This window comes from Bacillus sp. CECT 9360 (assembly GCF_918741275.1).
Classification (GTDB): domain Bacteria; phylum Bacillota; class Bacilli; order Bacillales; family DSM-1321; genus Peribacillus.
Genome location: NZ_CAKKNA010000013.1, coordinates 67,120 through 90,860, shown reverse-complemented (window position 1 = coordinate 90,860; position 23,741 = coordinate 67,120). Strand labels below are relative to the sequence as shown.

23 protein-coding genes are annotated in these 23,741 nt (G+C 44.7%); 1 reads left to right on the top strand and 22 read right to left on the bottom strand.

The features are described 5' to 3' along the window. Window positions 1-80 precede the first annotated feature (80 nt). The 16 genes from ffh to LQ216_RS15905 all read right to left on the bottom strand — a co-directional run bounded on the left by ffh (window position 81) and on the right by LQ216_RS15905 (window position 17,714). Window positions 81-1,424, bottom strand: a complete 1,344-nt coding sequence (gene ffh / locus LQ216_RS15980) for a signal recognition particle protein (RefSeq protein ID WP_230130463.1) — start codon at window positions 1,422-1,424, stop codon at window positions 81-83. 13 nt (window positions 1,425-1,437) lie between these two features. Then, a complete protein-coding gene (locus LQ216_RS15975; RefSeq protein WP_230130462.1) occupies window positions 1,438-1,770 on the bottom strand; it encodes a putative DNA-binding protein in 333 nt (110 codons plus the stop codon). A gap of 495 nt (window positions 1,771-2,265) precedes the next feature. Further along, the gene (locus LQ216_RS15970; RefSeq protein WP_230130461.1) at window positions 2,266-2,622 is read right to left on the bottom strand and encodes a hypothetical protein; all 357 of its coding nucleotides are present in this window, start codon (window positions 2,620-2,622) and stop codon (window positions 2,266-2,268) included. After that, window positions 2,619-3,605, bottom strand: a complete 987-nt coding sequence (gene ftsY / locus LQ216_RS15965) for a signal recognition particle-docking protein FtsY (protein ID WP_230130460.1) — start codon at window positions 3,603-3,605, stop codon at window positions 2,619-2,621. Before ftsY ends, LQ216_RS15970 begins: the two co-directional genes overlap by 4 nt. A 23-nt stretch (window positions 3,606-3,628) precedes the next feature. After that, entirely contained in the window at window positions 3,629-7,195 is a 3,567-nt protein-coding gene (smc, locus tag LQ216_RS15960) for a chromosome segregation protein SMC (RefSeq protein ID WP_230130459.1), read from the bottom strand. A gap of 36 nt (window positions 7,196-7,231) precedes the next feature. Further along, window positions 7,232-7,972 carry a ribonuclease III gene (gene rnc / locus LQ216_RS15955; RefSeq protein ID WP_230130458.1) on the bottom strand — a complete coding sequence of 247 codons (741 nt, stop codon included), beginning with the start codon at window positions 7,970-7,972 and terminating at the stop codon, window positions 7,232-7,234. A 122-nt stretch (window positions 7,973-8,094) separates the two neighbouring features. Further along, window positions 8,095-8,328 (bottom strand): acyl carrier protein, encoded by a 234-nt coding sequence (locus LQ216_RS15950; RefSeq protein ID WP_117305311.1) that lies wholly within the window; start codon window positions 8,326-8,328, stop codon window positions 8,095-8,097. Between the two features lie 70 nt (window positions 8,329-8,398). After that, the gene (fabG, locus tag LQ216_RS15945) at window positions 8,399-9,139 is read right to left on the bottom strand and encodes a 3-oxoacyl-[acyl-carrier-protein] reductase (protein ID WP_230130457.1); all 741 of its coding nucleotides are present in this window, start codon (window positions 9,137-9,139) and stop codon (window positions 8,399-8,401) included. Continuing rightward, entirely contained in the window at window positions 9,132-10,085 is a 954-nt protein-coding gene (gene fabD / locus LQ216_RS15940; protein ID WP_230130456.1) for an ACP S-malonyltransferase, read from the bottom strand. Before fabD ends, fabG begins: the two co-directional genes overlap by 8 nt. A 25-nt stretch (window positions 10,086-10,110) precedes the next feature. Next, window positions 10,111-11,094 carry a phosphate acyltransferase PlsX gene (gene plsX / locus LQ216_RS15935; RefSeq protein ID WP_230130455.1) on the bottom strand — a complete coding sequence of 328 codons (984 nt, stop codon included), beginning with the start codon at window positions 11,092-11,094 and terminating at the stop codon, window positions 10,111-10,113. Beyond that, the gene (gene fapR, locus LQ216_RS15930; RefSeq protein ID WP_230130454.1) at window positions 11,091-11,675 is read right to left on the bottom strand and encodes a transcription factor FapR; all 585 of its coding nucleotides are present in this window, start codon (window positions 11,673-11,675) and stop codon (window positions 11,091-11,093) included. Before fapR ends, plsX begins: the two co-directional genes overlap by 4 nt. A 104-nt stretch (window positions 11,676-11,779) precedes the next feature. Beyond that, window positions 11,780-13,828 carry an ATP-dependent DNA helicase RecG gene (gene recG, locus LQ216_RS15925; protein WP_230130453.1) on the bottom strand — a complete coding sequence of 683 codons (2,049 nt, stop codon included), beginning with the start codon at window positions 13,826-13,828 and terminating at the stop codon, window positions 11,780-11,782. Then, the gene (gene sdaAA / locus LQ216_RS15920) at window positions 13,825-14,709 is read right to left on the bottom strand and encodes an L-serine ammonia-lyase, iron-sulfur-dependent, subunit alpha (protein WP_230130452.1); all 885 of its coding nucleotides are present in this window, start codon (window positions 14,707-14,709) and stop codon (window positions 13,825-13,827) included. The genes recG and sdaAA overlap by 4 nt, the downstream gene beginning before the upstream one ends. A gap of 56 nt (window positions 14,710-14,765) precedes the next feature. Further along, window positions 14,766-15,428 carry an L-serine ammonia-lyase, iron-sulfur-dependent subunit beta gene (gene sdaAB, locus LQ216_RS15915; RefSeq protein ID WP_230130451.1) on the bottom strand — a complete coding sequence of 221 codons (663 nt, stop codon included), beginning with the start codon at window positions 15,426-15,428 and terminating at the stop codon, window positions 14,766-14,768. Window positions 15,429-15,650: 222 nt separating this feature from the next. After that, window positions 15,651-17,333 (bottom strand): DAK2 domain-containing protein, encoded by a 1,683-nt coding sequence (locus tag LQ216_RS15910; protein WP_230130450.1) that lies wholly within the window; start codon window positions 17,331-17,333, stop codon window positions 15,651-15,653. Between the two features lie 18 nt (window positions 17,334-17,351). After that, entirely contained in the window at window positions 17,352-17,714 is a 363-nt protein-coding gene (locus LQ216_RS15905; protein WP_117305293.1) for an Asp23/Gls24 family envelope stress response protein, read from the bottom strand. Between the two features lie 251 nt (window positions 17,715-17,965). Between LQ216_RS15905 and rpmB the strand changes: the two genes are divergently transcribed. Continuing rightward, window positions 17,966-18,154, top strand: coding sequence for a 50S ribosomal protein L28 (rpmB, locus tag LQ216_RS15900; protein ID WP_230130449.1), 189 nt, complete (start codon window positions 17,966-17,968; stop codon window positions 18,152-18,154). A 364-nt stretch (window positions 18,155-18,518) separates the two neighbouring features. Here the strand turns inward: rpmB and spoVM are convergent, their stop codons facing one another. From spoVM to LQ216_RS15870, 6 genes are all read right to left on the bottom strand, one after another. Beyond that, a complete protein-coding gene (gene spoVM / locus LQ216_RS15895) occupies window positions 18,519-18,599 on the bottom strand; it encodes a stage V sporulation protein SpoVM (RefSeq protein WP_046522178.1) in 81 nt (26 codons plus the stop codon). A gap of 118 nt (window positions 18,600-18,717) precedes the next feature. Continuing rightward, window positions 18,718-19,365, bottom strand: a complete 648-nt coding sequence (locus tag LQ216_RS15890; protein WP_230130448.1) for a thiamine diphosphokinase — start codon at window positions 19,363-19,365, stop codon at window positions 18,718-18,720. 70 nt (window positions 19,366-19,435) lie between these two features. Then, entirely contained in the window at window positions 19,436-20,080 is a 645-nt protein-coding gene (gene rpe, locus LQ216_RS15885) for a ribulose-phosphate 3-epimerase (RefSeq protein ID WP_230130447.1), read from the bottom strand. Window positions 20,081-20,082: 2 nt separating this feature from the next. Continuing rightward, window positions 20,083-20,964 (bottom strand): ribosome small subunit-dependent GTPase A, encoded by an 882-nt coding sequence (gene rsgA, locus LQ216_RS15880; protein ID WP_230130446.1) that lies wholly within the window; start codon window positions 20,962-20,964, stop codon window positions 20,083-20,085. A gap of 22 nt (window positions 20,965-20,986) precedes the next feature. After that, window positions 20,987-22,984, bottom strand: a complete 1,998-nt coding sequence (gene pknB, locus LQ216_RS15875; RefSeq protein WP_230130445.1) for a Stk1 family PASTA domain-containing Ser/Thr kinase — start codon at window positions 22,982-22,984, stop codon at window positions 20,987-20,989. Then, window positions 22,962-23,741: a Stp1/IreP family PP2C-type Ser/Thr phosphatase gene (locus tag LQ216_RS15870; protein ID WP_230130444.1), complete on the bottom strand. Its 780-nt coding sequence runs from the start codon at window positions 23,739-23,741 to the stop codon at window positions 22,962-22,964. The genes pknB and LQ216_RS15870 overlap by 23 nt, the downstream gene beginning before the upstream one ends.

Here is a 23,741-nt window from a genome sequence, read left to right as displayed (position 1 = left end):
ACAAGCACCTCCGAATAGTTTTACACAAGATAGTATAATATCAAATGTCATTTGTGTTGTAAAGGTTTTTTTCTTAACAGTTACATGAATGGGAATTTTAAACCGCCTTTTTTCTTCCCTTTTTGCATGTTTGTGACTTGCTTCATCATTTTTTTCATGTCTTCGAATTGCTTGAGAAGGCGGTTCACTTCCTGTATGGTCCTACCGCTTCCCTTCGCTATCCGTTTTCTTCGTGCAGCGTTAATAATCTCTGGATGTTCCTTTTCATGCTTATTCATGGAACAGATAATCGCCTCGACATGCCCGATTTGCTTTTCATCGATCGACATGTTATCGATGCCCTTTATTTTATTGGCGCCAGGGAGCATTTTTAGGATGTCGTCAAGAGGTCCCATATTGCGGACCTGTCCAAGCTGATCAAGAAAATCGTCAAAAGTGAATGAAGCGGTGCGCATTTTCTTCTCCAGCTCTTTCGCTTTTTCTTCATCGACATTTGCTTGGGCTTTCTCGATAAGGGTCAAAACATCACCCATTCCAAGAATTCTCGAGGCCATTCTCTCTGGATGGAAAGCTTCAAGAGCATCCAATTTCTCACCCATACCGACAAACTTAATCGGCGTGTTGCTGACAGCGCGGATTGAAAGCGCCGCACCGCCCCGTGTGTCGCCATCAAGCTTCGTCAAAACAACGCCGGTCAAGCCAAGCTGTTCGTTAAAGCTTTCGGCAACGTTGACCGCGTCCTGACCTGTCATGGCATCGACTACAAGGAATATTTCATCCGGCTTCGTCAATTCCTTGATGTCCTTCAGCTCGCCCATCAGGTTTTCATCAACATGAAGACGGCCCGCCGTATCGATCAGCACATAATCGTTATGCTCTTCCTTCGCTTTTTCGATGGCCTGTCTGGCGATTTCCACAGGGCTTACCTGGTCGCCCAATGAAAATACCGGCATGCTTAGCTGTTTTCCGAGCGTTTCGAGCTGCTGGATTGCCGCCGGACGATAAATATCGGCCGCAACCAGCAATGGTGTACGGTTGTATTTTTTTCTAAGAAAGTTCGCAAGCTTTCCGGATGTCGTCGTTTTACCCGCACCTTGAAGACCAACCATCATGATAACAGTTGGCGGCCTGTTTGATACAGCAATTTTACTTTGCTCTCCGCCCATAAGCTCTGTTAATTCTTCTTGAACAACCTTGATTACCTGTTGGCCAGGGGTTAAGCTTTTCAGTACTTCCTGACCTACAGCCCGCTCACTGACACGCTTAACAAAATCCTTCACGACTTTAAAGTTAACGTCAGCTTCTAATAGCGCGAGACGGACCTCCCGCATCATTTCTTTAACATCAGCCTCATTGACCTTCCCTTTGCCACGAATTTTTTGCATCGTACTCTGCAGTCGGTCGGCCAATCCTTCAAATGCCATTCTTGCCCGCCTCCTAATCTAATTTCTCAAGCTCCGTGACAACGGATAAAAGTTCCTCTTTTGAAACATGTTCCTTTTCAACGAGTTCCTTCATATCCGAAATCCATTTGGTTCGCTCTTGAAATTTTTGAAATAATGACAGCTTTGCTTCATATTCCTCAAGCATTGCTTCCGTACGTTTTATATTGTCGTAGACTGCCTGCCTGCTAACTTGATATTCGTCGGCAATTTCGCCAAGTGAGTAATCGTCCAAAAAGTAAAGGGACATATAGCTCTGCTGCTTTTCTGTCAACAACGATTGATAAAAATCATACAGATAATTGATGCGCGTTGTTTTTTCAAGCATATCGAAGCCCCCCCTATGTGTTAAGTGAAAGCACTTTACAAGTTCTCAGTTTACACAGTTTTCGGATGGATGTCAAGATAAAACCTTTACAGTTGAAAGTGGGGTTTTAAAGGGACTTTGCTGCAGAATCAGAACAGTTGAGGAAGTTCATCATATTGTAAACGTTTCAGGACTTTTGTTGCCGGTTTGACTAGTTTCGTTGCCGGAACAGGGACTTTTGTTGCCGGAATTTAGGATTTTGTAGCCAGTCTCCGATTTTGTTGCCGAAATTCCAGTTTTTGTTGCCGATTTGACTAGTTTTGTTGCCGGAACAGGGACTTTTGTTGCCGGAATTTAGATTTTGTAGCCAGTCTCCGATTTTGTTGCCGAAATTCCAGTTTTGTTGCCGATTTGACTAGTTTCGTTGCCGGAACAGGGACTTTTGTTGCCGGAATTTCGATTTTGTAGCCAGTCTCCGATTTTGTTGCCGAAATTCCAGTTTTGTTGCCGATTTGACTAGTTTTGTTGCCAGAACAGGGACTTTTGTTGCCGGAATTTCGATTTTGTAGCCAGTCTCCAATTTTGTTGCCGAAATTCCAGTTTTGTTGCCGATTTGACTAGTTTTGTTGCCGGAACAGGGACTTTTGTTGCCGGAATTTCGATTTTGTAGCCAGTCTCCAATTTTGTTGCCGAAATTCCAGTTTTGTTGCCGATTTGACTAGTTTTGTTGCCGGAACAGGGACTTTTGTTGCCGGAATTTCGGTTTTGTAGCCAGTCTCTGATTTCGAAGTTCGAAATTTCAATTTCGAGGCGAATCCAACTTTTAAAAAAACCGGAGGGGCCCCCTTGGGTGCCTCTCCGGTTTAAAGTCAATCTTCTTCTTCCACAAAATCTGCAAAAAGTCCGTATACATACTTTTCAGCATCAAATTCCTGGAGATCGTCCATCTGTTCTCCGAGTCCGACAAACTTGACCGGAATAGACAATTCATTACGGATGGCTATGACGATGCCCCCTTTTGCCGTGCCGTCCAGTTTTGTCAAGACGATTCCCGACACATTTGTTGCTTCCTTGAACGTTTTAGCTTGAATCAGCGCATTTTGGCCTGTTGTTGCATCTAAGACAAGCAGCACTTCATGCGGAGCGCCGGGAATCTCTCGTTCGATTACCCGGTTAACTTTTTCAAGCTCCTTCATCAGGTTGACCTTATTTTGCAGCCGGCCTGCGGTATCGCATATGAGGATGTCAGCCTTACGCGCCTTAGCAGATTGGACAGCATCAAACATGACCGCAGCCGGATCTGAGCCTTCTGCTTGTTTGATGATTTCAACTCCGACACGGTTTCCCCACACCTCAAGCTGTTCAATTGCACCGGCTCGGAAGGTATCCCCGGCCGCGAGAATAACCGATTTTCCTTCTGATTTAAATTTGTGAGCCAGTTTACCGATTGTTGTTGTTTTTCCTACACCATTGACACCGACAAATAAAATGACCGTCAAAGCATTTTCCTGGATGTTCAACTCTGCGGTTGTTCCATCCTCTCCTTGATAAATCTCGACGAGTTTTTCCGAAATGACCGATTGCACTTCTGCAGGGTCGGAAATATTGCGTCGCTTTACCTCTGACTTTAGTTCATCGATTAACTCCATCACCGTCTCGAAACCAACGTCAGCCTGAATCAGGATTTCCTCCAGTTCCTCGAAAAAATCCTCGTCTACTTTACGGTATCGGGAAACGAGGTCGTTTACCCTTCCGGTAAAGGAATCACGCGTTTTAGATAAACCCTGTTTAAACTTTTCGGAAACAGAGTCAGACTGATCGGTGAATTTTTCCTTCAGCTTCTTAAAAAAGCTCATGTAATCCATTCCTTTACTAATTTCTATACTTCAGCGTATTCCTTCGATTCCTCCAAACGCACGGAAACCAGTTTTGAGACCCCGGATTCTTGCATGGTTACCCCGTAAAGGACATCCGCTTCTTCCATCGTCCCTTTGCGGTGGGTGATGACGATGAATTGCGTATTGGCACTGAATCGTTTTAAATATTGACTGAAACGCATAACATTCGCTTCGTCAAGCGCCGCCTCCACCTCGTCAAGAATACAGAATGGGACCGGGCGGACTTTCAAAATCGAAAATAACAACGCAATGGCGGTCAGCGCCCGTTCACCGCCGGATAACAGACCGAGGTTCTGCAGTTTTTTTCCGGGAGGCTGCGCGATGATATCTACCCCTGTATACAGTAAATCATTCGGATTTGTCAGCTTTAATTCAGCTCTTCCTCCGCCAAAGAGGGCTTTGAAAACTTCTTCAAAATGCGCTTGGATCGCAAAGAAGGTATCAGAAAAACGCCGCTTCATCTCATCGTCCATCTCTTCGATCACCTGGAACAGCGTGTCTTTCGCCTGTTGTAGATCGTCTTTTTGGGCAATCAGGAAATCATAGCGTTCAGAAACTCGCTCATATTCCTCAATCGCTCCCAGATTGACTGTGCCGATTTCTTCCATAGCCATCTTGATGAGTTTCACTTTTTTCTTCGCTTCATCAGCCGGAATCAACAATGGGTACTTTTCTTTTGCCCCTTCAAATGTCAGAAAATATTCTTCCCGTAAATGGTCAAGACGATTTTCCAGTTCAACGTCCATTCGATTTAATTTGACTTCCTCATCCTTAACAACCTCAGCCATGCCTTTATGCTGACGTTTTAACTCTTTAAGCTCAAGTTCCAGGTTCTCGAGGTTTGTTTGCAGCTCTGTGCGTTCTTTCCTTTTCGATGCTATTAAATCGATTGTCCCGGTTTTATCATTAAGCTTTTCTGTTGCTGCTTCTTCAAGCATCTCTTCACCGCTTGAACTGTCGGACATTTCATCTGTCAGCAAGGAAAGATCTTCATTGAATTCGGCAGCTCTTTCAGTTTCCAGAGCATGCTCGCTTGCAAGCCGCTCGTATTTTTCCTTCTGGTTTTGCAGCTGTTCACGTCTTGAAGCAAGATGGACTCTTAGCTCGTTTGTTTCTTCGGAAAGGGTTTCTCTCGATGACTGTTGATTTTGCTTCTGCTTGGTAAGCTCTTCTATCTCTTGATCAAGCTTTTTAATCTCCGCTTCACACGTTACGAGAAGCTCTTGAAGGTTAACAAGCCTGGTGTTTTTTTCTTGCTGTTCTTCGTCGATTGCCTTTTTATCGAGATCATAGAGATGCAGCCGATCGTTGATATTTTTCTCCTGAATCTCAACTTCCCGGATGTCGCCTTTAATGGATTGTTCTTTTAGCCGGAGTGTTTCTCCGGACTTTCTCACTTCTTCAATTTTGTCTTCCTGTTTGCCTGCGTCGCTTTTCAGCTGTTTTACATGCAGTTCAAGCTTATTAGTTTTGTCTTCCATTCCGACGAGCTTTTCTTTCAATTCTTCCAGCTCGCCTTTTCTGGAAAGCAATGATGAATTCTTCTGTTTAAGCGCGCCGCCGGTCATTGAGCCACCAGGATTGACGATATCGCCGTCAAGGGTCACAAACCGATATTTATGCTGGACAAGTCTGGCAAGCTCGTTAGCTCCTTGTAAATCCTTCGTAATTACGACTGTACCAAGAAGGTTTGTGGCGATTGCCTCGTATTTATCGTCATACTCGATTAAATCTGCCGCCCTTCCGATAAATGAAGCGTGATTATGCATCAAGTTCAGCTGTGTTTGAGGCAGTTCACGGCCTTTAATTACGGATAGGGGCAGAAAGGTTGCGCGTCCATATCCATTTTTCTTTAAATAAGTGATCGCCTGTCTCGCATGCTCTTCTTTATCCATGACAACATGCTGCATAGCCCCACCGAGCGCGGTTTCAATGGCTGTTTGATATTGTTTCGGAACGGCAATTAACTCAGCTACAGCGCCTTCTATACCGGAAAGGCTGTCATTTTTCGCTTTTAATACTTCCTTTACCCCTTGGAAGAATCCCGCATAATCATCTTCCATTTCCTCGAGCATTTCTTTACGTGATTTAGACTGCTGCAAAAACTGATAAGCCTGGTAAAGGGTCGTTTCCTGCTTTTGATAGGATGACCTTATATTTTCAAGCTTTCTCTGATCCTCTCTATACAAGTGGATCTGTTTTTCCAATTCTTTATGAACGGCTTCAAGCGCTGCTTGCAGTCCTGCTTTCTTCTCTTCAATTTCAAGTCTTTCGTCAAGAAACTTGGCATTGTCCTGATCAAGCTTAACATTCCGGTTTTCCTGCAGATTTTGCTGCTGCTGTAAAAATTGCAGTTCATTCTTCGAAGCAGCCTGCTTATTCAGCCATTCGATGTAATCACTTTTTTTCATCTCGATTGTTTCATCGAGGTTTCCATCGAGTAGACTTAATCCTTTTTGCTTTTCGTTCAAGTTTTCATGCAGCTGTTTTACTTCAGTTTCGAGCTCAGAGAGTGCTTTTTTCTCGCGCTCTTTTTGTTCTGATAAAAGAGCGATTCGGTTTTCAGCTTCCTCGATCGACTTTTCCAGCTGTTGTTTATTTTGGCTCGCATTTTTCTTGCGTTCTTTTAAAACTTCTTTGCGTCCCTCAAGTTTCTCAAGCTCTTCACTGGCGGCAAGCAATACTTCCTGCAGCTGGTTGACCGATTCATCAAGCATGGTGATTTGGTTGCGAATTTCTTCAACTCCGGATTCTTTTTCTTGAAGATCGAGCGACATTTTCGCTTCTTTGTCGCTATGCTCCTTCAATTCGGCTGATAATCTCTGCCATTTTTCATGAAGGGCCTCGATTTCATGGACGGTTAAAGCGACTTCGATTTGTTCAAGTTCATCTTTTTTTTCAAGATATTCTTTCGCGAGCGAAGATTGAATCTTAAGTGGTTCCACTTGTCCTTCCAGTTCATGGAGAATATCGTGTACCCGGTTCAAATTTTCCTGTGCCTCCGAAAGCTTGCTCTCCGCCTTTTTCTTTCGGGTTTTATATTTTAAAACACCAGCTGCTTCCTCGAAGATGACCCGTCTTTCTTCCGATTTGCTGCTCAGGATTTCTTCCACTTTCCCCTGGCTGATGATCGAAAATGCTTCTCGCCCGAGTCCTGAATCCATAAATAAGTCCACGATATCCTTCAGTCTGCAGGCCTGTTTATTAATGAAAAATTCACTTTCGCCTGAACGAGATACGCGGCGGGTTACACTTACTTCATGAAAATCGATTGGCAAGGAATTTGACTCGTTATCTAGCGTTAACGAGACTTCCGCAAAGTTCAATGCTTTACGCGAATCGCTTCCGGAAAAAATGATATCTTCCATTTTCACTCCGCGCAGCGATTTGGCTGACTGCTCCCCAAGCACCCAGCGAATCGAGTCAGTAATATTGCTTTTACCGCTCCCATTTGGCCCTACCACCGCTGTTACACCGGGAACAAAGTCCACAGAAATTTTTTCTGCAAATGATTTAAATCCTACAACATCCAAGCGTTTGAGGAACATTACTCTTCCCCCTTCTCCAAACTTCGTACATAGCTGTTACTGTATGTTTCTTTTTTCTTTAATGGAAGTCAGCGCGTGCTGTGCCGCATGCTGTTCCGCTTCCTTTTTGGACCTGCCCGTGCCGGTCCCCATTATTTCGTCGTTTAAAGAGACAGTCGAGACGAATTCTCGATTATGTGCCGGACCTTTTTCCTGAAGAATCTTATACTCCAGAGCACCGGTACCATCTCTTTGAACCAATTCCTGTAATTGGCTTTTATAATCCATCACATGAGAAAAAGCACCCTCATTTATTTTAGGAAAGACAACATTTTGCAAAAACTGGACAACCGCGTCCAGACCCAAATCTAAATATAAAGCCCCGATGAAGGCTTCGAAAACGTCAGCGAGCAAGGCAGGACGCGCCCTTCCGCCCGTCAATTCCTCGCCTTTTCCTAGCAAAACCAATTCCCCAAAGGAAAGTGAATTTGCAAAGGAAACGAGCGAAGGTTCGCACACAATAGCCGCTCGGAGTTTCGTTAATTCTCCCTCACTCATCATCGGATATTTGTTAAATAAAAAATTAGAAATGGTAAGCTCTAGTACTGCGTCTCCTAAAAATTCAAGCCTTTCATTATCCTCGTAAGGCTTACGGCGATGCTCATTCACATAAGATGAATGGGTAAATGCTTGCTTTAGCAACTTCTCATCATGAAACTGAAAACCGACTTTTTCCTGAAATTGCTTAAATTTATTTTCTGGATTCCCTTGCCTGCGATTATTTCCATTCCTTAACATTGTGCCCTCCGTACATTTCTAAAAATCAACTGCCTATTAAAGCCTAGTACTATCATAACCAAATGTCGGCATAAGAGAAAGCCCCGTTTAAAAAACGGAGCTTTAGCTTAGAATGCATTCAATTACATAGTGCTTTGTATGTAATTCACAGCATCACCCACTGTGGCTATCTTTTCAGCATCATCGTCTGAAATTTCCATACCAAATTCGTCTTCAAGTTCCATAACAAGTTCTACTACATCAAGGGAATCGGCACCTAGATCTTCTTTGAACGAAGCTTCAGGTTTTACTTCTGATTCTTCGACACCTAATCTGTCCACGACGATTTTTGTTACACGCTCTAGTACATCTGCCACTGCATTCACCTCCCCTCAAGCCATTATAGTGTATTTCCGGGAATTAATAAATATATTGTTAACTGGAACGCTACATAACCATTCCACCATCCACATGGAGCGTCTGGCCAGTCATATAAGAGCCGGTCTCGGAGGCAAGAAAGGCAGTGACGCCGGCAATATCCTTAGGGTCTCCGAAACGGGCGAGCGGGATTTGCTGCAGCATCGCCTCGCGAACTTCTACAGTAAGCTTGTCCGTCATATCGGTGGAAATAAACCCAGGTGCAACGGCGTTTACGGTTATTCCCCTTGAGGCAAGCTCTTTTGCCGTAGTTTTCGTCAGGCCGATCACTCCCGCCTTGGCCGCGACATAGTTAGCCTGCCCCGGATTGCCGCTGATCCCGACGATGGAGGCGATGTTAATGATTCTACCGCTCCTTTGTTTCATCATTTGGCGGGTAGCAGCCTTGGTGCAAAGGAAAACTCCTTTTAAGTTCGTGTTGATGACATCATCCCATTCTTCTTCCTTCATCCTCATAAGAAGATTATCACGGGTAATCCCGGCGTTGTTGACGAGTATATCCATAGCTCCGAATTGATCAATCACGCTTTTCACCATTTCCGTAACAGAGCCAGAATCGGCTACATTGCATTGGACAGCGAACGCTTCCCTTCCCATTGCTTTGATCTCATCAACAACCTCATTCGCTTTGGCCGCGCTACCTGAATAATTAACGGCGACGCTTGCGCCTTGTCTTGCAAGCTCCAATGCGATTTCTTTACCGATCCCTCTCGATGCACCGGTAACTAGTGCTGCTTTTCCTTTAAGCATCCGTATCAGCCCCCCTTAATGATTCAATGGTTTTTACAAGGCTTTCCTCGTCATTCACTGAAAAAATAACAGCAGAACGGTCTATCTTTTTAATCAGTCCGCTTAGCACTTTTCCGGGACCTACTTCAACAAACGTATCAACGCCGAGCGAAAGCAATGTTCTCACACTGTCCTCCCATAAAACCGGCGAATAAAGCTGCTCCAACAGTTTTTGTTTTATTTCTTCAGGTAGATGGATCGGCTCTGCCGTTACATTCGAAATCACTGGAATCGCTGCTTCCCTGATCGCAACTTCTTCCAATGTCTTCTCAAAACGGGAAGCAGCTGGTTTCATTAATGAAGAATGAAAAGGGCCGCTCACCTCTAACGGTATCGCGCGTTTTGCACCTTTTTCCTTGGCGAGCTCGCATGCCGTGAGTACGCCTTCAGTGCTGCCAGAAATGACAATCTGTCCTGGACAATTAATATTCGCTAGCTGCACAGGTTTTCCTCCGGAAGAAACATCTTCGGTAACCCCGATTAAACTTTCACGTTCCATCCCGAGAATCGCTGCCATCGAGCCCTGCCCGTTCGGCACGGCTTCTTCCATGAACTCGCCGCGCTTTCTGACAGTATAGACAGCATCATCAAAACTTAATGCACCGGAAGCAACTAAGGCAGAGTATTCTCCCAGGCTGTGTCCTGCCGTATAATCAGGCTTTATGCCTGCTGCGTCCAGCGCCTGATAAAAAACATAGCTGGTCGTAAGCAAGGCAGGCTGTGCGTTCGTTGTTAACGTTAATGTTTCTTGAGGTCCGTTAAAGATTAATTGTGATAGCGAAAAACCTAATTTCCGATCCGCAACTTGAAAAGCCTCTGCTGCCGCATCAGAATGATCAAACAAATCTTTGCCCATCCCAACCGTCTGCGAACCCTGTCCCGGAAATACAAAAGCAATCTTTCCCATTTGCACACTTCCTAACTTGATAAGGTTATCGATTTTCAATCATTGCACGAATATTCTCAATGACATCATGCTGGACCATTTCCCTCGTCTGCCTGATCGCGTTAAAAAACGCATTGGCATCCGAAGAACCGTGAGCTTTGATGACCGGTGCCTTCAAACCGAATAATCCGGCTCCGCCATATTCGGAATAATCCATTTGATTCTTAATGCCCCTTAATTCCGGTTTCAACACCCCGGCAGCAAGCTTGCTTTTCAGATTGCTCATCAATGCCGTTTTCAGCATGGAAAAAACAGACATGGCCGTTCCTTCAATTGTCTTCAACACCATATTTCCGGTAAAACCATCCGTTACGACGACGTCCGCTGGGCCTTCTAATAAATCCCTCGCTTCCACGTTGCCGACGAAATTGATATCTCCGTCTTTTAAAAGATCAAATGCCAGCTTAGTAAGCTCATTGCCTTTCTTCTCTTCGGTGCCGATATTCAGAAGTCCAATACGAGGGTTAGCAATGCCTCTAACCTTTTGAGCATAAATTGAACCCATGATCGCAAACTGCAGCAAATGCTCTGGTTTCGCATCCGCATTTGCACCGACATCCAAAAGGACAAACCCTTTACCATCAATGGTTGGTAGCGTTGGCGCAAGTGCCGGACGCTCTATCCCTTCAATACGTCCAATCACAAACAATCCGGATGCCATTAACGCTCCCGTGTTTCCGGCAGAGATACAAGCTTCTGCTACACCATCCACGACCTGCTGGGCCGCCAGCACCATTGACGCTGTCTTCTTACGGCGGACTGCGCGCACCGGTTCGTCGGTCGCTAATATTTTTTCTTCTGTATGTAGGACGGATATTCTTTCACCGTTTGTTAAATGCTTGTTTATGTCCGCCTCGTTTCCCACTAATAAAATTTCGATATCGGGAAACTCTCTGACAGCCTTCATTGCACCAAGTACGACTTCCTTTGGCGCGTTATCTCCGCCCATCGCATCAATTGCTATTTTCATTCTGCTTCATCCTTTTCTTGCTGATTGGATCGGAACATTTCAAATTCACCCTTGAAAACCAGTTCGTTCCCTACGAAACTATTTACCTCCACTGAGGTGCGGTCAGCATTCAGTCCTGTTTGCAAAACTTTAGCTTTGGCGACCACTCGTTCATTCTCCCTCACTGCCCGGGAAAATATAATATGGGCCTTAGCCGTCAAGGCAAGCTCATCATCAATGACAGCTACAGCAAGGGAATTTGCCTGGGCAAACAAATGATGTCCCCGGGCGATGCCGTTCCGTTTAAAGACATGCTCTTTTTTTATATCTAATATGGAGATCGCGTTCTCATCAAGATTTATATCGATTACTTCCCCGATTACTTCATCCAGTGGAAGCGCGCGTATTTCATCGTTGAATCTTTTTTCTGCGACAGTCTTGATTCTTTCCCGCAGCTCGGGAATCGAAAGTTCCAGACGATCAAGCCTGACTGTCTGCACACTCACAGCGAAACTTCCAGCCAGCTCATCATCTGTTATAAACGGATTTTCCTTAATCGTTTCCATTAACAGGCGCTGGCGTTCCTTCTTATTTTTTTTCATATGAAGGTCACCATCCGTAGTATTATGACTAGGTACTAATAGTAGTATATATATATTAAAAGCAGATTGCAAGATAGGAATGTAATCTCGCAATCTGCCAAAAATCAGTCTAGTTTTTCCCCATTTAAGACACCTGTTTCCTCAAGATAATTCCGCAACGGAATATATTCCGGATCCTTCCAAAAGCTTTCTGAAGCAATGAGCTTTACGGCGTCATCTCTTGCGACTTCAAGCGCGCGGTAATCATGGATCATGTCCGCGACTTTAAATTCAGGAAGGCCGCTCTGCTTCTTGCCAAAGAAGTCCCCTGGTCCCCTCAGTTCCAGATCCTTTTCGGATAAGACAAATCCATCATTCGTTTCGGTCATGATTTTCATCCGTTCCTTACCGACCTCGGATTTTGGGTCTGCGAGCAAAATACAATACGATTGCTCACTGCCCCGTCCTACCCGGCCGCGAAGCTGATGAAGCTGAGCCAACCCGAAACGCTCCGCATCATAGATGACCATGACTGTTGCATTCGGTACGTTTACACCGACTTCAACGACTGTCGTCGAGACTAGAACCTGCAAATCATTTTGGCTAAATTCCTTCATCACCGTTTCCTTTTCATCGGATGGCAGCCGGCCATGCATTAGCCCGATACGAAAGCGGTCACCAAAGTATTGGGAGAGCGTGGCGTGAACATCGAGCGCATTCTGTAAGTCGAGCTTCTCGGATTCTTCGATTAACGGGCAGATGACATAGGCCTGCCTACCCTGTCGAAGCTCTTTTTCTACGAAGCTCAAGATTCTGTCAAGCATCTCATGTTTGGCCCAGAATGTTTCAATCGCTTTTCTCCCTGCGGGCATTTCGTCGATGACAGAAACATCCATTTCCCCGAAGACCGTAATCGCAAGCGTTCTAGGAATCGGTGTCGCCGTCATAAACAGCACATCGGGATTCTCGCCTTTTTCGCGGAGCACTCTCCTCTGTTCTACGCCAAAGCGATGCTGTTCATCGGTGATAACCAGCCCCAGATTATTGAAATTCACTTCATCCTGGATTAACGCATGGGTTCCGATCAAAATATCAATTTCGCCATCCTGCAAAGCCTGCAGAAGTTCCCGGCGCTTCTTCCCTTTTACCGAACTGGTCAAAAGCGCCGTGCGAATCCCAGCAGGCTCGAGCATTGAATGAAGGGAGCCTGTATGCTGCTCTGCTAAAATTTCAGTTGGCACCATAAGCGCACCTTGATACCCCGCAGATACAGAAGCGAACAGGGCAATTGCTGCCACGACAGTTTTTCCGGAGCCTACATCCCCCTGGAGCAGCCTGTTCATCCTATAGGGAGATTTCATGTCCGCCATTATTTCATTGACCACTCTTTTTTGGGCTTTTGTTAACGGGAAAGGCAAGGCAGCGATAAATTTCTTCAAAGAATCAAGCTTATATGACTGCTCGATGCCTTTTGACTGTTCTCTCTGAACTTTTCGGATCGTCTGCATCTTAAGCTGAAAAAATAAGAATTCCTCGTAAACGAAACGTCTGCGCGCATGTTTCACATCGTTCTCAGACAAAGGAAAATGCATGCCGCGCAACGCATCCTTGCGAGAAGGTAGCTTATATTCATCCAAAAACCGCTGGGGCAGATTTTCTTCGATGTCCTGCCCGTACTGTGAAAAAGCGTTGGCAATAAAACGGCGCAGCCCTTTTACTGTAATGCTTCCCTTTGTTGAGTAAACAGGTTCAAATTCTTTTTCTTTCCGATATGGGCCGAGCTGGCATTCACTACCGTTAATGGTTTGGCGGTGCCGGTCCCATTTGCCAGTTACTGTCACAATGTCATTGATGCTAAGCTTATTTTTCAAATACGGCTGATTGAAATACGTGACTGTTATTAAATTACGGCCGACCAGCACTTTAAAGGTAAGCCGGGATTTCTTTCTTCCGAAATACCCCAATGTTGGCTGGCTGTGAATTTTACCTTCAACGGTGACTCTTTCATCATGCTCCGTTTCTTCTAGATCTTTCAGACGATAATCCTCGTAACGATAGGGAAGATGCTCGATAAGATCCCCAATCGTGTAGATGCCCATTTCCTGAAGCGCAGACGCTGATTCATCGCCTACTCCTTTAATGGCTTTTATGGATTCTTGTATATTTGTTATCACTTTTTCATGAGCGGCAAACCGAATATTTTTGCTTCTAATTCACGGCCTGTAGGTGTTGCCGCCAACCCTCCCTGCGCAGTTTCTCTTAATGCAGACGGCATGGATTGACCGATCTTGAACATGGCGCCGATCACTTCATCACACGGTATCCGGCTTGTGATCCCCGCTAACGCCATATCGGCGGCAACCATCGCATTGGCCGCTCCCATCGCATTCCGTTTCACGCACGGAACTTCTACAAGCCCCGCTACAGGATCACAGACGAGGCCAAGCATATTCTTCAGCGTGATGGCCATTGCCTCAGCGCTTTGCGAAGGAGTTCCGCCAGCTATCTCGACAATTGCCGCAGCCGCCATACCTGCCGCAGAGCCTACTTCAGCCTGACAGCCGCCTGCAGCTCCGGAAATCGAGGCATTGTTTGCGATCACGAATCCAAAAGCGCCTGCCGTAAATAGAAATTCTATTTTCTGTTCACGGGTCGGATTGAGCTTCCGTTGTACCGCAAATAACGTTCCGGGCACAACCCCGGCAGAACCCGCTGTAGGAGTGGCGCAAATGGTCCCCATCGCCGCGTTCACTTCATTCGTGGCAACTGCTTTGCTTACTGCATCCAAAAGCAATTCCCCCGATAAGAAATTGCCCTTTTTTATATATTCCTGAAGCAAGACCGCATCTCCGCCGGTGAGGCCGGAATGAGACCTTACGCCTTTAAGTCCCCGTTCAACCGCTTGTTCCATCACATCGAGATTTATTTCCATCTGACGAAGGATTTCCTCACGGGCTTTGCCTGTCACTTCCATTTCTTGCTCAATCATGATCTGCGATATTTTAGTATTCTTTGATTCTGCTAATTCTACCAATTCAGCAACATTGCGGAACATTCATTCTCCTCCTCTTCACACGGTCTTTGTATGCGTTTTCATATTTTTTCAGTGAATCAATCCGAGATTCTTGTTACCTGAACAATGTTTGGAAGGGCCGAAATTTCACTGAGCACCCCTTCTTTAATATTTTGGTCTACCTCAATGGTCATCAATGCCATCTTGCCTTTTTCTTTACGCGAAACGTCCATTTGCCCGATATTTATTTGGTGTTTAGCTAGGATATTTGAAACGTTGGCTATGGCCCCAAAACGGTCATTGTGAACTACGAGTATCGCCGGGTGATGGCCGGAAAGCTTCAATACAAAACCGTTCAATTCAATAATCTCGATTTTCCCTCCGCCAATGGAAATGCCCGTTAATTCCATTTCGCCGTTTTTATCACCCATGGTTATTTTTGCCGTATTGGGGTGATCGGTAATGGCTTCCTCTTCTATGAACTTAATTTTTATTTTTTTGCTTCTGGCAATTTCAAGCGATTCTTTAATTCTCTCATCAAATGTGTCGAAGTCGAGCAATCCTCCCACGATTGCCACATCCGTACCGTGCCCTTTAAAGGTTTTCGCGAAAGATCCGTAAAAAGAAATGGTCGCCCACTTAGGCTCTCTTCCGAATAAATCCCGCGCTACCCTTCCGATTCTTACGGCACCGGCCGTATGCGAGCTGGACGGACCAATCATGACTGGACCGATTATGTCAAATACACTCTTATATTTCATAATCTATTCTGCCTCCTGAACCGCAGTTTTACTTTCTTAATGCATGAAAAAACAGGGACATAGTTTTCCCCTATTACTATCATACACAAACAAAAAAGAAACTGCACGGTCAAACATGCAGTTTCTTTTTTGGCAGATTGGAAAGTCTACACTTTCCAATCTTCTTAAGTGCAACTACGCCTGATCATCACCTTTAAAGGGTCGTCAACCGGCGGCGTTTCTTTATTCAATAGAGAAAATGAACGAGTATAACGGTTGGTTTCCGTTATGGATTTCGATCTCAGCATCCTCAAAGTTTTCGTGACAAAATGCCACCAGCTCGTCAACCTCTTCTTTCGTCGCATCTTCGCCATATAGGATGGTAAGAATCTCTGAATCTTCATCCATCATATTAGAGAGAAGTTCCTTCGCTGTTTGAAGCTTGCTCTTATTTTTCACTTGGATCTTTCCTTCGGCGAGACCCATGAAATCGCCTGTTTCGATTTCAAGCCCATCAATACTAGTGTCGCGAACCGCATACGTGATTTGGCCTGTCTTCACATGTGAAAGAGCTTCTTTCATGGCCTTTTCATTGTCCTCGGCACTTGCAGAAGGATTGAATGCTAATAATGCTGACATCCCCTGTGGCACTGTCTTGGAAGGAATGACGATAACATTCTCATCCAGTAATTCCGCGGCCTGCTCGGCTGCCATGATAATGTTTTTATTATTTGGCAGGATAACAATATTCTTCGCATTCGCTTCCCGGGCAGCTTTGACGATGTCTTCCGTACTTGGATTCATCGTTTGTCCACCTTGAATCACGGATTTGGCGCCGATGCTTTTGAACAGATCGCTTATACCAGAGCCCATTGAGACGGATACAATCCCATATTCATCCTTTTTCTTAGGCTTCTTGCTTACATCCGTTTTAAGCGGGGCGTGTGTTTCGCCCACGATGTTAGAATGCTGCTCTCGCATGTTATCAATCTTAAGTTTGATCAGGCTTCCGTATTGCTGGCCATAGTTCAAACAGTTCCCTGGCTCTTCAGAGTGAATATGTACCTTTACGACTTCATCATCTGAGATAACCAATAAAGAATCTCCGTATTCACTTAAATCATTGCGGAACGTTTCTTCAACGAATGGTTTCTTGGCGGTCTTGCCCGCTTCCAATCTGACCATGAACTCCGTACAATAGCCAAAAACGATATCTTCAGTATTTATATGGCCCTGGACATTCATATGGTGCTCAGCGCTGACAAGTTCACCCATTGTCGGGACACTGGAAGGCGTATCAGGGAGTTGCTCCCCTTTCAATTCAGCGAGAAAACCTTCATAAACGAATACGAGCCCCTGGCCGCCGCTATCAACAACACCAACTTCCTTAAGGACAGGAAGTAGGTCAGGCGTGCGGTTAAGTGAGGCCTTCGCTTCTTTCACTACAGCCTGCATCACCGCGATGATATCCTTTTGGTTCTTTGCGGACGCAACAGCCTGTTTAGCCGCATCTTTGGCAACGGTAAGAATCGTACCTTCAACGGGCTTCATAACAGCTTTATAGGCCGTTTCCACTCCCGCTTCCAATGCGCCTGCGAATTCCTGGCTGTTAATTTCAGCCTTCGTTTCAATCGATTTTGAAAATCCACGGAATAATTGTGACAGGATGACACCGGAATTTCCGCGTGCTCCCATAAGCAATCCTCGTGATAAAGAGGTTCCTACTTTACCAATATGTTCTTGTACGTTATTTTGCACTTCCTTTGCTCCGGAAGTCATAGATAAATTCATGTTCGTACCGGTATCACCATCCGGCACTGGGAAAACGTTGAGAGCATCAACCATATTAGCGTTAGCTGCCAGATGGTTGGCACCTTGAATGATCATCTCCGCGAATCGTTCTCCATTTATACTTGTAATTGACACAAAACTTTCCTCCTCGACTTAAGGGTTTGTCACGCGAACTCCCTGTACAAAAATATTTACGGAGTCCACAGCTAATCCGACCGTTTTGTCCAGGGTGTATTTTACCTTTGATTGTACATTATGCGCAATCTCGGAAATTTTTGTTCCATAGCTGACGATAATGAACATATCGATATGTACCTGATCGTTTTCCTGGCGGACGATAACACCCTTAGTGAAGTTCTCTCTTCTTAATATTTCAGCAATGCCGTCCTTTAATTGCTTTTTAGAAGCCATTCCTACTATACCATAACAGTCAACCGCAGCTCCTCCGGCAACTGTCGCAATAACATCATTGGATATATCAATTTGCCCGAATTTTGTTTGTAATTCGATGGACATACAACTTTCCCCCTCCCAAAATCTCCTTAGCTAAAGACATTTTACTATATTGTCCCTTGTTTTAAAAGTAATAGTCACACTGATACTAATAAATCAATTCTTAGGGTAGTATGTCAAGGTTTTTTTCTTGAAAGGAATGAATTGAATGATTGCATTCTCGTGAAAGGTATGATAAATTATTAAAGTATTTGCGAAAAGACTTAAGATAATTTTTGAAACTTAAGTTAGCGGTAGTTAGGAGGGAATAATACATGGCACGTAAATGTGTGATCACAGGTAGAAGAACTCGTTCTGGAAACAAACGCTCCCACGCTATGAATGCCAACAAGCGTACATGGGGTGCTAACCTTCAAAAAGTGCGTATTTTAGTTGACGGTAAACCTAAGCGTGTATACGTTTCTGCAAGAGCCCTTAAATCTGGCAAAGTAGAGCGCGTATAATGTTCAAGGCAGGTGTCCTTTCATAAAGGCACCTGCCTTTTTATATGATGCGACAGACGAAAAAGCGGATTGACACGGCAGTTCAGCTGATTTACACGAAAACTAATTTTCCACACACAAAAGACTATAGGTGAACCTGAATTCAGCAAGTTTGTCTACGTTGATTGGAGCGGAGGACGCGAGACTCCTGCGGGAAGAGCAGGACAGGGGAGACCCCGCAGGCGCGCTTTTCGCCGAGGAGGCTCCCGGACTGCCCGCGGAAAGCGAGCGCCCGGAGCGGAAGTCAACAGGCAGGATAAAAAAAGGTCAACATATAAAAATAACACCCTGACTATACAGGGTGCCATCTCACTCTATGCTTTCCTCAACCTTTTTTAAATGCACCGAGCATCGCCCTGACAAGGCCTCCCAGCACTTTTGGCAGTTTTATTGTATAAAATTTCATAATGCCCCTCCTCTGTACATATCACTATCCCTATAAATGAAACCTTTTCATACGAGATTAGCTCAGGTAGCTATTGCCTGAAATATATTATATTTGATGATAACTGTGAGCGTGAATGTTAATCACTGCTTCTTACCACCAATAATATGCCATTTGAAAACGAAAAAGTACCAGATTCAGAAATTAGTTCGTTGCTTATGCATAAGGTTGATCCCATCATGATATGGCTGTTCTCCAGAGGATATTTAAAGCCAAGCAACGTAATGCCTTTCACTTCTGTTGTGACAGGTACGAACGAAACGTACTTTTTATCGGGGATTGCCTTAATTTTATACTCTCCGGGCAGTTTAGCTGTTAAAATATTTGTTTTATCGATGATGAAAATGTCTGTTTCCGCCATTTTGTTTTGAACTTCTTCTTTGAGCAGCAATTGAATATTCGCTAACAAATGATCCAAACGCCCGCCTGTTGCGCCAAAGATACAGATCTCACCGGGAGCCTGCGCGATAGCCCAATGCAAGGCAATCTCAAGATCTGTTTCGTCCTTTTCAGAAGGATAAAGATGGATATCCTTCATTGCCTTTCTGATCATTTGCATCTCTGTATCGGAAACAGAGTCAAAATCCCCGAATGCAGCTTGCGGTGTTATCCCTGTTTCCAGCAATGTCAGTACACCCCTGTCGACCCCAACCCATAAAACATCCCTATATGTGTGTAAGTCTGGTAAAAATTCCGGCGGCCCGCCTGCTAAAATGCAAATCTTCAACTGGATCACCTTCCTTCATAGTAAAAAGGAAACCTTCCAAAATAGCGGCCGGCTTCCTAATATAGCGGGGTTATCCCCTGATTGCTTCTATCGCTTTTTTTCGATCAGGCTGATTGTAAATAGCGGTGCCGGCAACTAGAACATTGGCCCCGTGCTGGATGCATAGCTTGGCTGTTTCTTGATTCACGCCGCCGTCCACTTCAATCTCAATATTGGCATCATGCTTTTCGGCGAGTGCTTTAACCTCGCTGATCTTTGGCAGGACGGACGTGATAAATGTCTGGCCCCCAAACCCCGGGTTAATGGACATTATCAGAACCATGTCAATCTCACCGATGATATGTTGGATCGATGATACAGGCGTTGCCGGATTAAGCACCACTCCCGCTTTTACCCCAAATGATTTGATGAACTGGATCGTACGGTGAAGATGCGGGCATGCTTCAACATGCACCGTGATATAATCTGCGCCTGCTTTTGCAAAGGCTTCAATATAAGACTCTGGATTCTCTATCATTAGATGGACGTCGAGCGGGAGCTTCGTAACCGGACGGATCGCTTCCACGATTAATGGTCCGATCGTTATGTTCGGCACAAAGTGACCATCCATCACGTCCACATGGATATAATCAGCCCCGCCTCTCTCAACATCCAGAATCTCTTCAGCAAGTCTTGAAAAATCAGCGGATAAAATAGATGGAGCAATCTTTACCATATTTAATACCTCGGCTTTCTCTCTTTAATCTCCTCAAAAAATTGCATATAGTGATCATACCGATATTGCCTGATCTCACCGGTCTTCACTGCTTCTTTAACGGCACATTTCGGTTCCTTGTCATGAAGGCAGCCGCGGAACTTGCATTTTTCACCCGTTTCATATATTTCAGGAAAGCAATACGACAGCCGCTCGGCCTCCATTTCTAAAAACTCCAGCGCACTGAAGCCGGGAGTATCGGCGACAAGGCCTGTCCCGATATGAATCAGCTCGACATGTCTTGTCGTATGTTTGCCTCTCCCCAGATGCGAGGAAATATCATCCGTTTTTAATGCGAGCTCGGGATCTATCGCATTCAAGAGCGATGACTTACCAACACCTGACTGTCCGGCAAACACGCTCGTTTTATCTTGTAAATATGGCTGGAGCACTTTTGTCCCTTCAGAAGAGACCGAGGATGTTGTCAAGACCGTGTATCCGATAGCAGCATAATATTTTACATACTCTTCTAATTGAAACCGGTCCGTATCTGGGACAATATCCATTTTGCTTATGCAAATAATCGGTTCAATTTCATTATCCTCGATCAGCACTAAAAACCGGTCAAGCAACGCTGTGCTGAAGTCTGGTTCAACCGCTGAAAACACAAGGATTGCCTGATCCACATTAGCGATTGGAGGCCTGATGAGTTCATTCTTCCGCTCCTTAATTTCCAGGAGGTAACCTTCTTTTGGATTTTCAGCCTGGTAAACAACATAATCACCGACCAGGGGCGTTATCTTATTTTTGCGAAAAATGCCTCTGCCCCTGCATTGGATTGTTTCGTTGCCGTCAAGAACGTAATAAAAACCGCTAAGCGCCTTAATAATCTTGCCTTCAGGCATAGCTTCACTCCTTTTTTAATCATTAATCCGGATATGGAACCACTTCGTCCATGATGACATTTCCATCCCTCATTACTTTATAGCCTGCTTTCTTGTCATGAGGTACCATAAAATCCAGCTTACGCCTGATCGATTCAGTTATGAGAACCGTTTCAACCGGCTCGGTCATGTCCCGAGTCAAATCCTCAATGAAAATTTGGATTTCCTGAGGTTTCCCTGCGGCTTCCGGATCATATTCGATAACAATATCCTTTGTTACAGCCTTGGGCGGAATCTCTTCTTTTCCTCTCGATATCACCACGTTCACAGTGCTCCCTTTGTCTATTTTCGAGTAAGGGCGCGGTGTTTGCGAGATGACATTGCCTTCTCTTACGGAATCGTGGTATTCTTCACTTTGGCTAATTATAATACCTACTTCGTTCGCGTAATCATCCAAGCTTTCTTTGTTGAAATTTCTTAAATCTTTTAATGTGATTTTATCGGGACCTTTGCTGACTGTGAGTTCAAAAACAGTTTCTGAAGCGACGACTTCATCGCCAGGTTTTGGGTTTTGGGATAGAATCGTCCCCTGTTCACTGTTATCAAATTCCTCTATCACATCGACGTCCTTAAATTCCATTTCGTTCAAGAGCGGTTCGACAACTTCTATTTTTCTCCCGGTATAATCCGTGACTTCCAGCTTTTCTTTGCCAATGCTCTGGTAGATTTTGATTGGTTTTCCTTTTTTGACAACTTTGCCAGCTTCAGGATCGGTTTGAATGACTTTTCCGGCTTCAATTTCCTTATCTTCGATTTCTATTATAGCACCGGTTTCTAATCTGGCTTCAATAAGCTGTGAAATGGCCTCTTCCAATTCTTCACCCCTCACATCAGGAACCGTTATTTCATCGGTAGCAAACATATCTGGGAAAACAGTGATAGCCAATATCCCAAGAGTCACCAGTAGTAAAAAAAGCGAAACTAGAATGATTGGCAGCTTACTTTTCTTCTTCCCGTCTTTTGCTTTTTTCTTTTTATCTTTTTTCTTTTTATTTGTTTTTACTGCCAGTTTTGTGTCCTCTTCAGCCACTGTATCCTTTTCCGGTCCCCGAACGATCGTATGATCAATGTCCGAAACAAATTTGTCGTTTGTGATGATTGGAATCACCTTAGTGACATCGTTGTCTTCGGGAGTTTCAAACGGTTTTTCATTCAATCGATCAGGATCAAGGGCTGTCCTGATATCCTCATGCATCTCATCCACGCTTGCATATCTGTAAGACGAATCCTTTGCAGTTGCTTTAAGAATAATGTTTTCGACACTTTGCGGGATATCCGGGTTCCACCGTTTCGGCGACGGGGTTTCGGATTGCAGATGCTTCAAAGCGATTGATACCGCTGATTCTCCAGAAAACGGCAAACGTCCGGTCATTAGCTCAAACATGACGATGCCGAGCGAGTAAATGTCTGATTTTTTATTGGCCATGCCTCCCCTTGCCTGTTCTGGGGATAAATAATGGACAGAACCGAGCACCGCGTTTGTTTGGGTGATGTTTGTCGAACTAAGGGCCATCGCAATGCCAAAATCGGTTATTTTCGCATTTCCGTCTTCATCTATTAAAATATTATGCGGCTTGATATCTCTATGAATAATGTCATTATGATGGGCATGGGCAATCGCGTCGGTGGTCTGCTTCATAATATCCAGTGCTTGTTCAACAGGGATTGGGTAATGTTTTTGTATGTATTGTTTCAGGGTCATTCCCTTTACATATTCCATAACAATATAATAAATATCGTCTTCTTCCCCGACATCGTAAATGCTGACGATATTCGAATGGGCCAGACTTGTTGCGGATTGAGCTTCGCGATCAAAACGCTTGATGAATTCCTCATCATTCGAAAAATCCATCCTGAGGATTTTTAAGGCAACCTCGCGCTCGAGAATCATGTCACGGGCAAGATAAACATTGGCCATTCCGCCGCCGCCCACCATGTCCAGGAGCTTGTACCGACCGTTAATCCTTCTTCCGATTAACATCCGCTTCACCCCCACTCTCAGTTTCGTCATCGAAATGAACAAGGACGAGAGTAATATTATCTTCGCCGCCATGAACATTGGCAAGCGCTATTAAAGACTCGGCTTTTTCTTCCAGACTTCTTTCATCCATAACAATATCAATCATTTCTTGTTCTGATACTTTATTGGACAGGCCGTCTGAGCAAAGCAACAGCATGTCCCCTTCTTCAAAGACGATGGTCGTTATATCCATATCCACATGGGTCTCTGTTCCTAACGCGCGTAATAAAACATTTTTGCGCGGATGATGTTCAGCATCTTCCCTGGATATTTGTCCGGAACGCACAAGCTCATTCACTAACGAGTGGTCTTCGGTGATCTGTTTAAATCCGCTTTCGTTATATAGGTAACAGCGACTGTCACCAATATTGGCGATTGTGGCGAATTTGTCCGTACAAATGGCGGCAACGATTGTCGTTCCCATTCCCTGGCATTCAGAATATTGTTCAGAATGCTGGAAAAGCAATTTATTCACACTCTCTATTTTCTCTCTAAGCCAGCTTTCCGCTTCTTGTGGAGTGTGAAACGATTTTGAATCATCCCAGCTTTTACGCATATGTTCAATTGCCATAGAACTTGCGACATCGCCGGCACGGTGTCCGCCCATGCCATCAGCAACGACGGCAAAGCGCACACCTTCCGGGTTTATATATATTCCGCCATTATCTTCATTATGCTGACGGACCTTTCCGCGATCTGTTTTAAATACGGCCTTCAT

Bases quoted from the DNA above. Each gene is read 5' to 3' on its own strand.
- sdaAA (WP_230130452.1), bottom strand. From the start codon at position 14,709: ATGTTCCGCAATGTTGCTGAATTGGTAGAATTAGCAGAATCAAAGAAT.
- spoVM (WP_046522178.1), bottom strand. From the start codon at position 18,599: ATGAAATTTTATACAATAAAACTGCCAAAAGTGCTGGGAGGCCTTGTC.
- pknB (WP_230130445.1), bottom strand. From the start codon at position 22,984: ATGTTAATCGGAAGAAGGATTAACGGTCGGTACAAGCTCCTGGACATG.
- rpmB (WP_230130449.1), top strand. From the start codon at position 17,966: ATGGCACGTAAATGTGTGATCACAGGTAGAAGAACTCGTTCTGGAAAC.
- rpe (WP_230130447.1), bottom strand. From the start codon at position 20,080: ATGGTAAAGATTGCTCCATCTATTTTATCCGCTGATTTTTCAAGACTT.
- rnc (WP_230130458.1), bottom strand. From the start codon at position 7,972: ATGTTAAGGAATGGAAATAATCGCAGGCAAGGGAATCCAGAAAATAAA.
- LQ216_RS15905 (WP_117305293.1), bottom strand. From the start codon at position 17,714: ATGTCCATCGAATTACAAACAAAATTCGGGCAAATTGATATATCCAAT.
- rsgA (WP_230130446.1), bottom strand. From the start codon at position 20,964: ATGCCTGAAGGCAAGATTATTAAGGCGCTTAGCGGTTTTTATTACGTT.
- plsX (WP_230130455.1), bottom strand. From the start codon at position 11,094: ATGAAAATAGCAATTGATGCGATGGGCGGAGATAACGCGCCAAAGGAA.
- LQ216_RS15870 (WP_230130444.1), bottom strand. From the start codon at position 23,741: ATGAAGGCCGTATTTAAAACAGATCGCGGAAAGGTCCGTCAGCATAAT.
- sdaAB (WP_230130451.1), bottom strand. From the start codon at position 15,428: ATGAAATATAAGAGTGTATTTGACATAATCGGTCCAGTCATGATTGGT.
- fapR (WP_230130454.1), bottom strand. From the start codon at position 11,675: ATGAAAAAAAATAAGAAGGAACGCCAGCGCCTGTTAATGGAAACGATT.
- smc (WP_230130459.1), bottom strand. From the start codon at position 7,195: ATGTTCCTCAAACGCTTGGATGTTGTAGGATTTAAATCATTTGCAGAA.
- fabD (WP_230130456.1), bottom strand. From the start codon at position 10,085: ATGGGAAAGATTGCTTTTGTATTTCCGGGACAGGGTTCGCAGACGGTT.
- ftsY (WP_230130460.1), bottom strand. From the start codon at position 3,605: ATGAGCTTTTTTAAGAAGCTGAAGGAAAAATTCACCGATCAGTCTGAC.
- ffh (WP_230130463.1), bottom strand. From the start codon at position 1,424: ATGGCATTTGAAGGATTGGCCGACCGACTGCAGAGTACGATGCAAAAA.
- LQ216_RS15975 (WP_230130462.1), bottom strand. From the start codon at position 1,770: ATGCTTGAAAAAACAACGCGCATCAATTATCTGTATGATTTTTATCAA.
- fabG (WP_230130457.1), bottom strand. From the start codon at position 9,139: ATGCTTAAAGGAAAAGCAGCACTAGTTACCGGTGCATCGAGAGGGATC.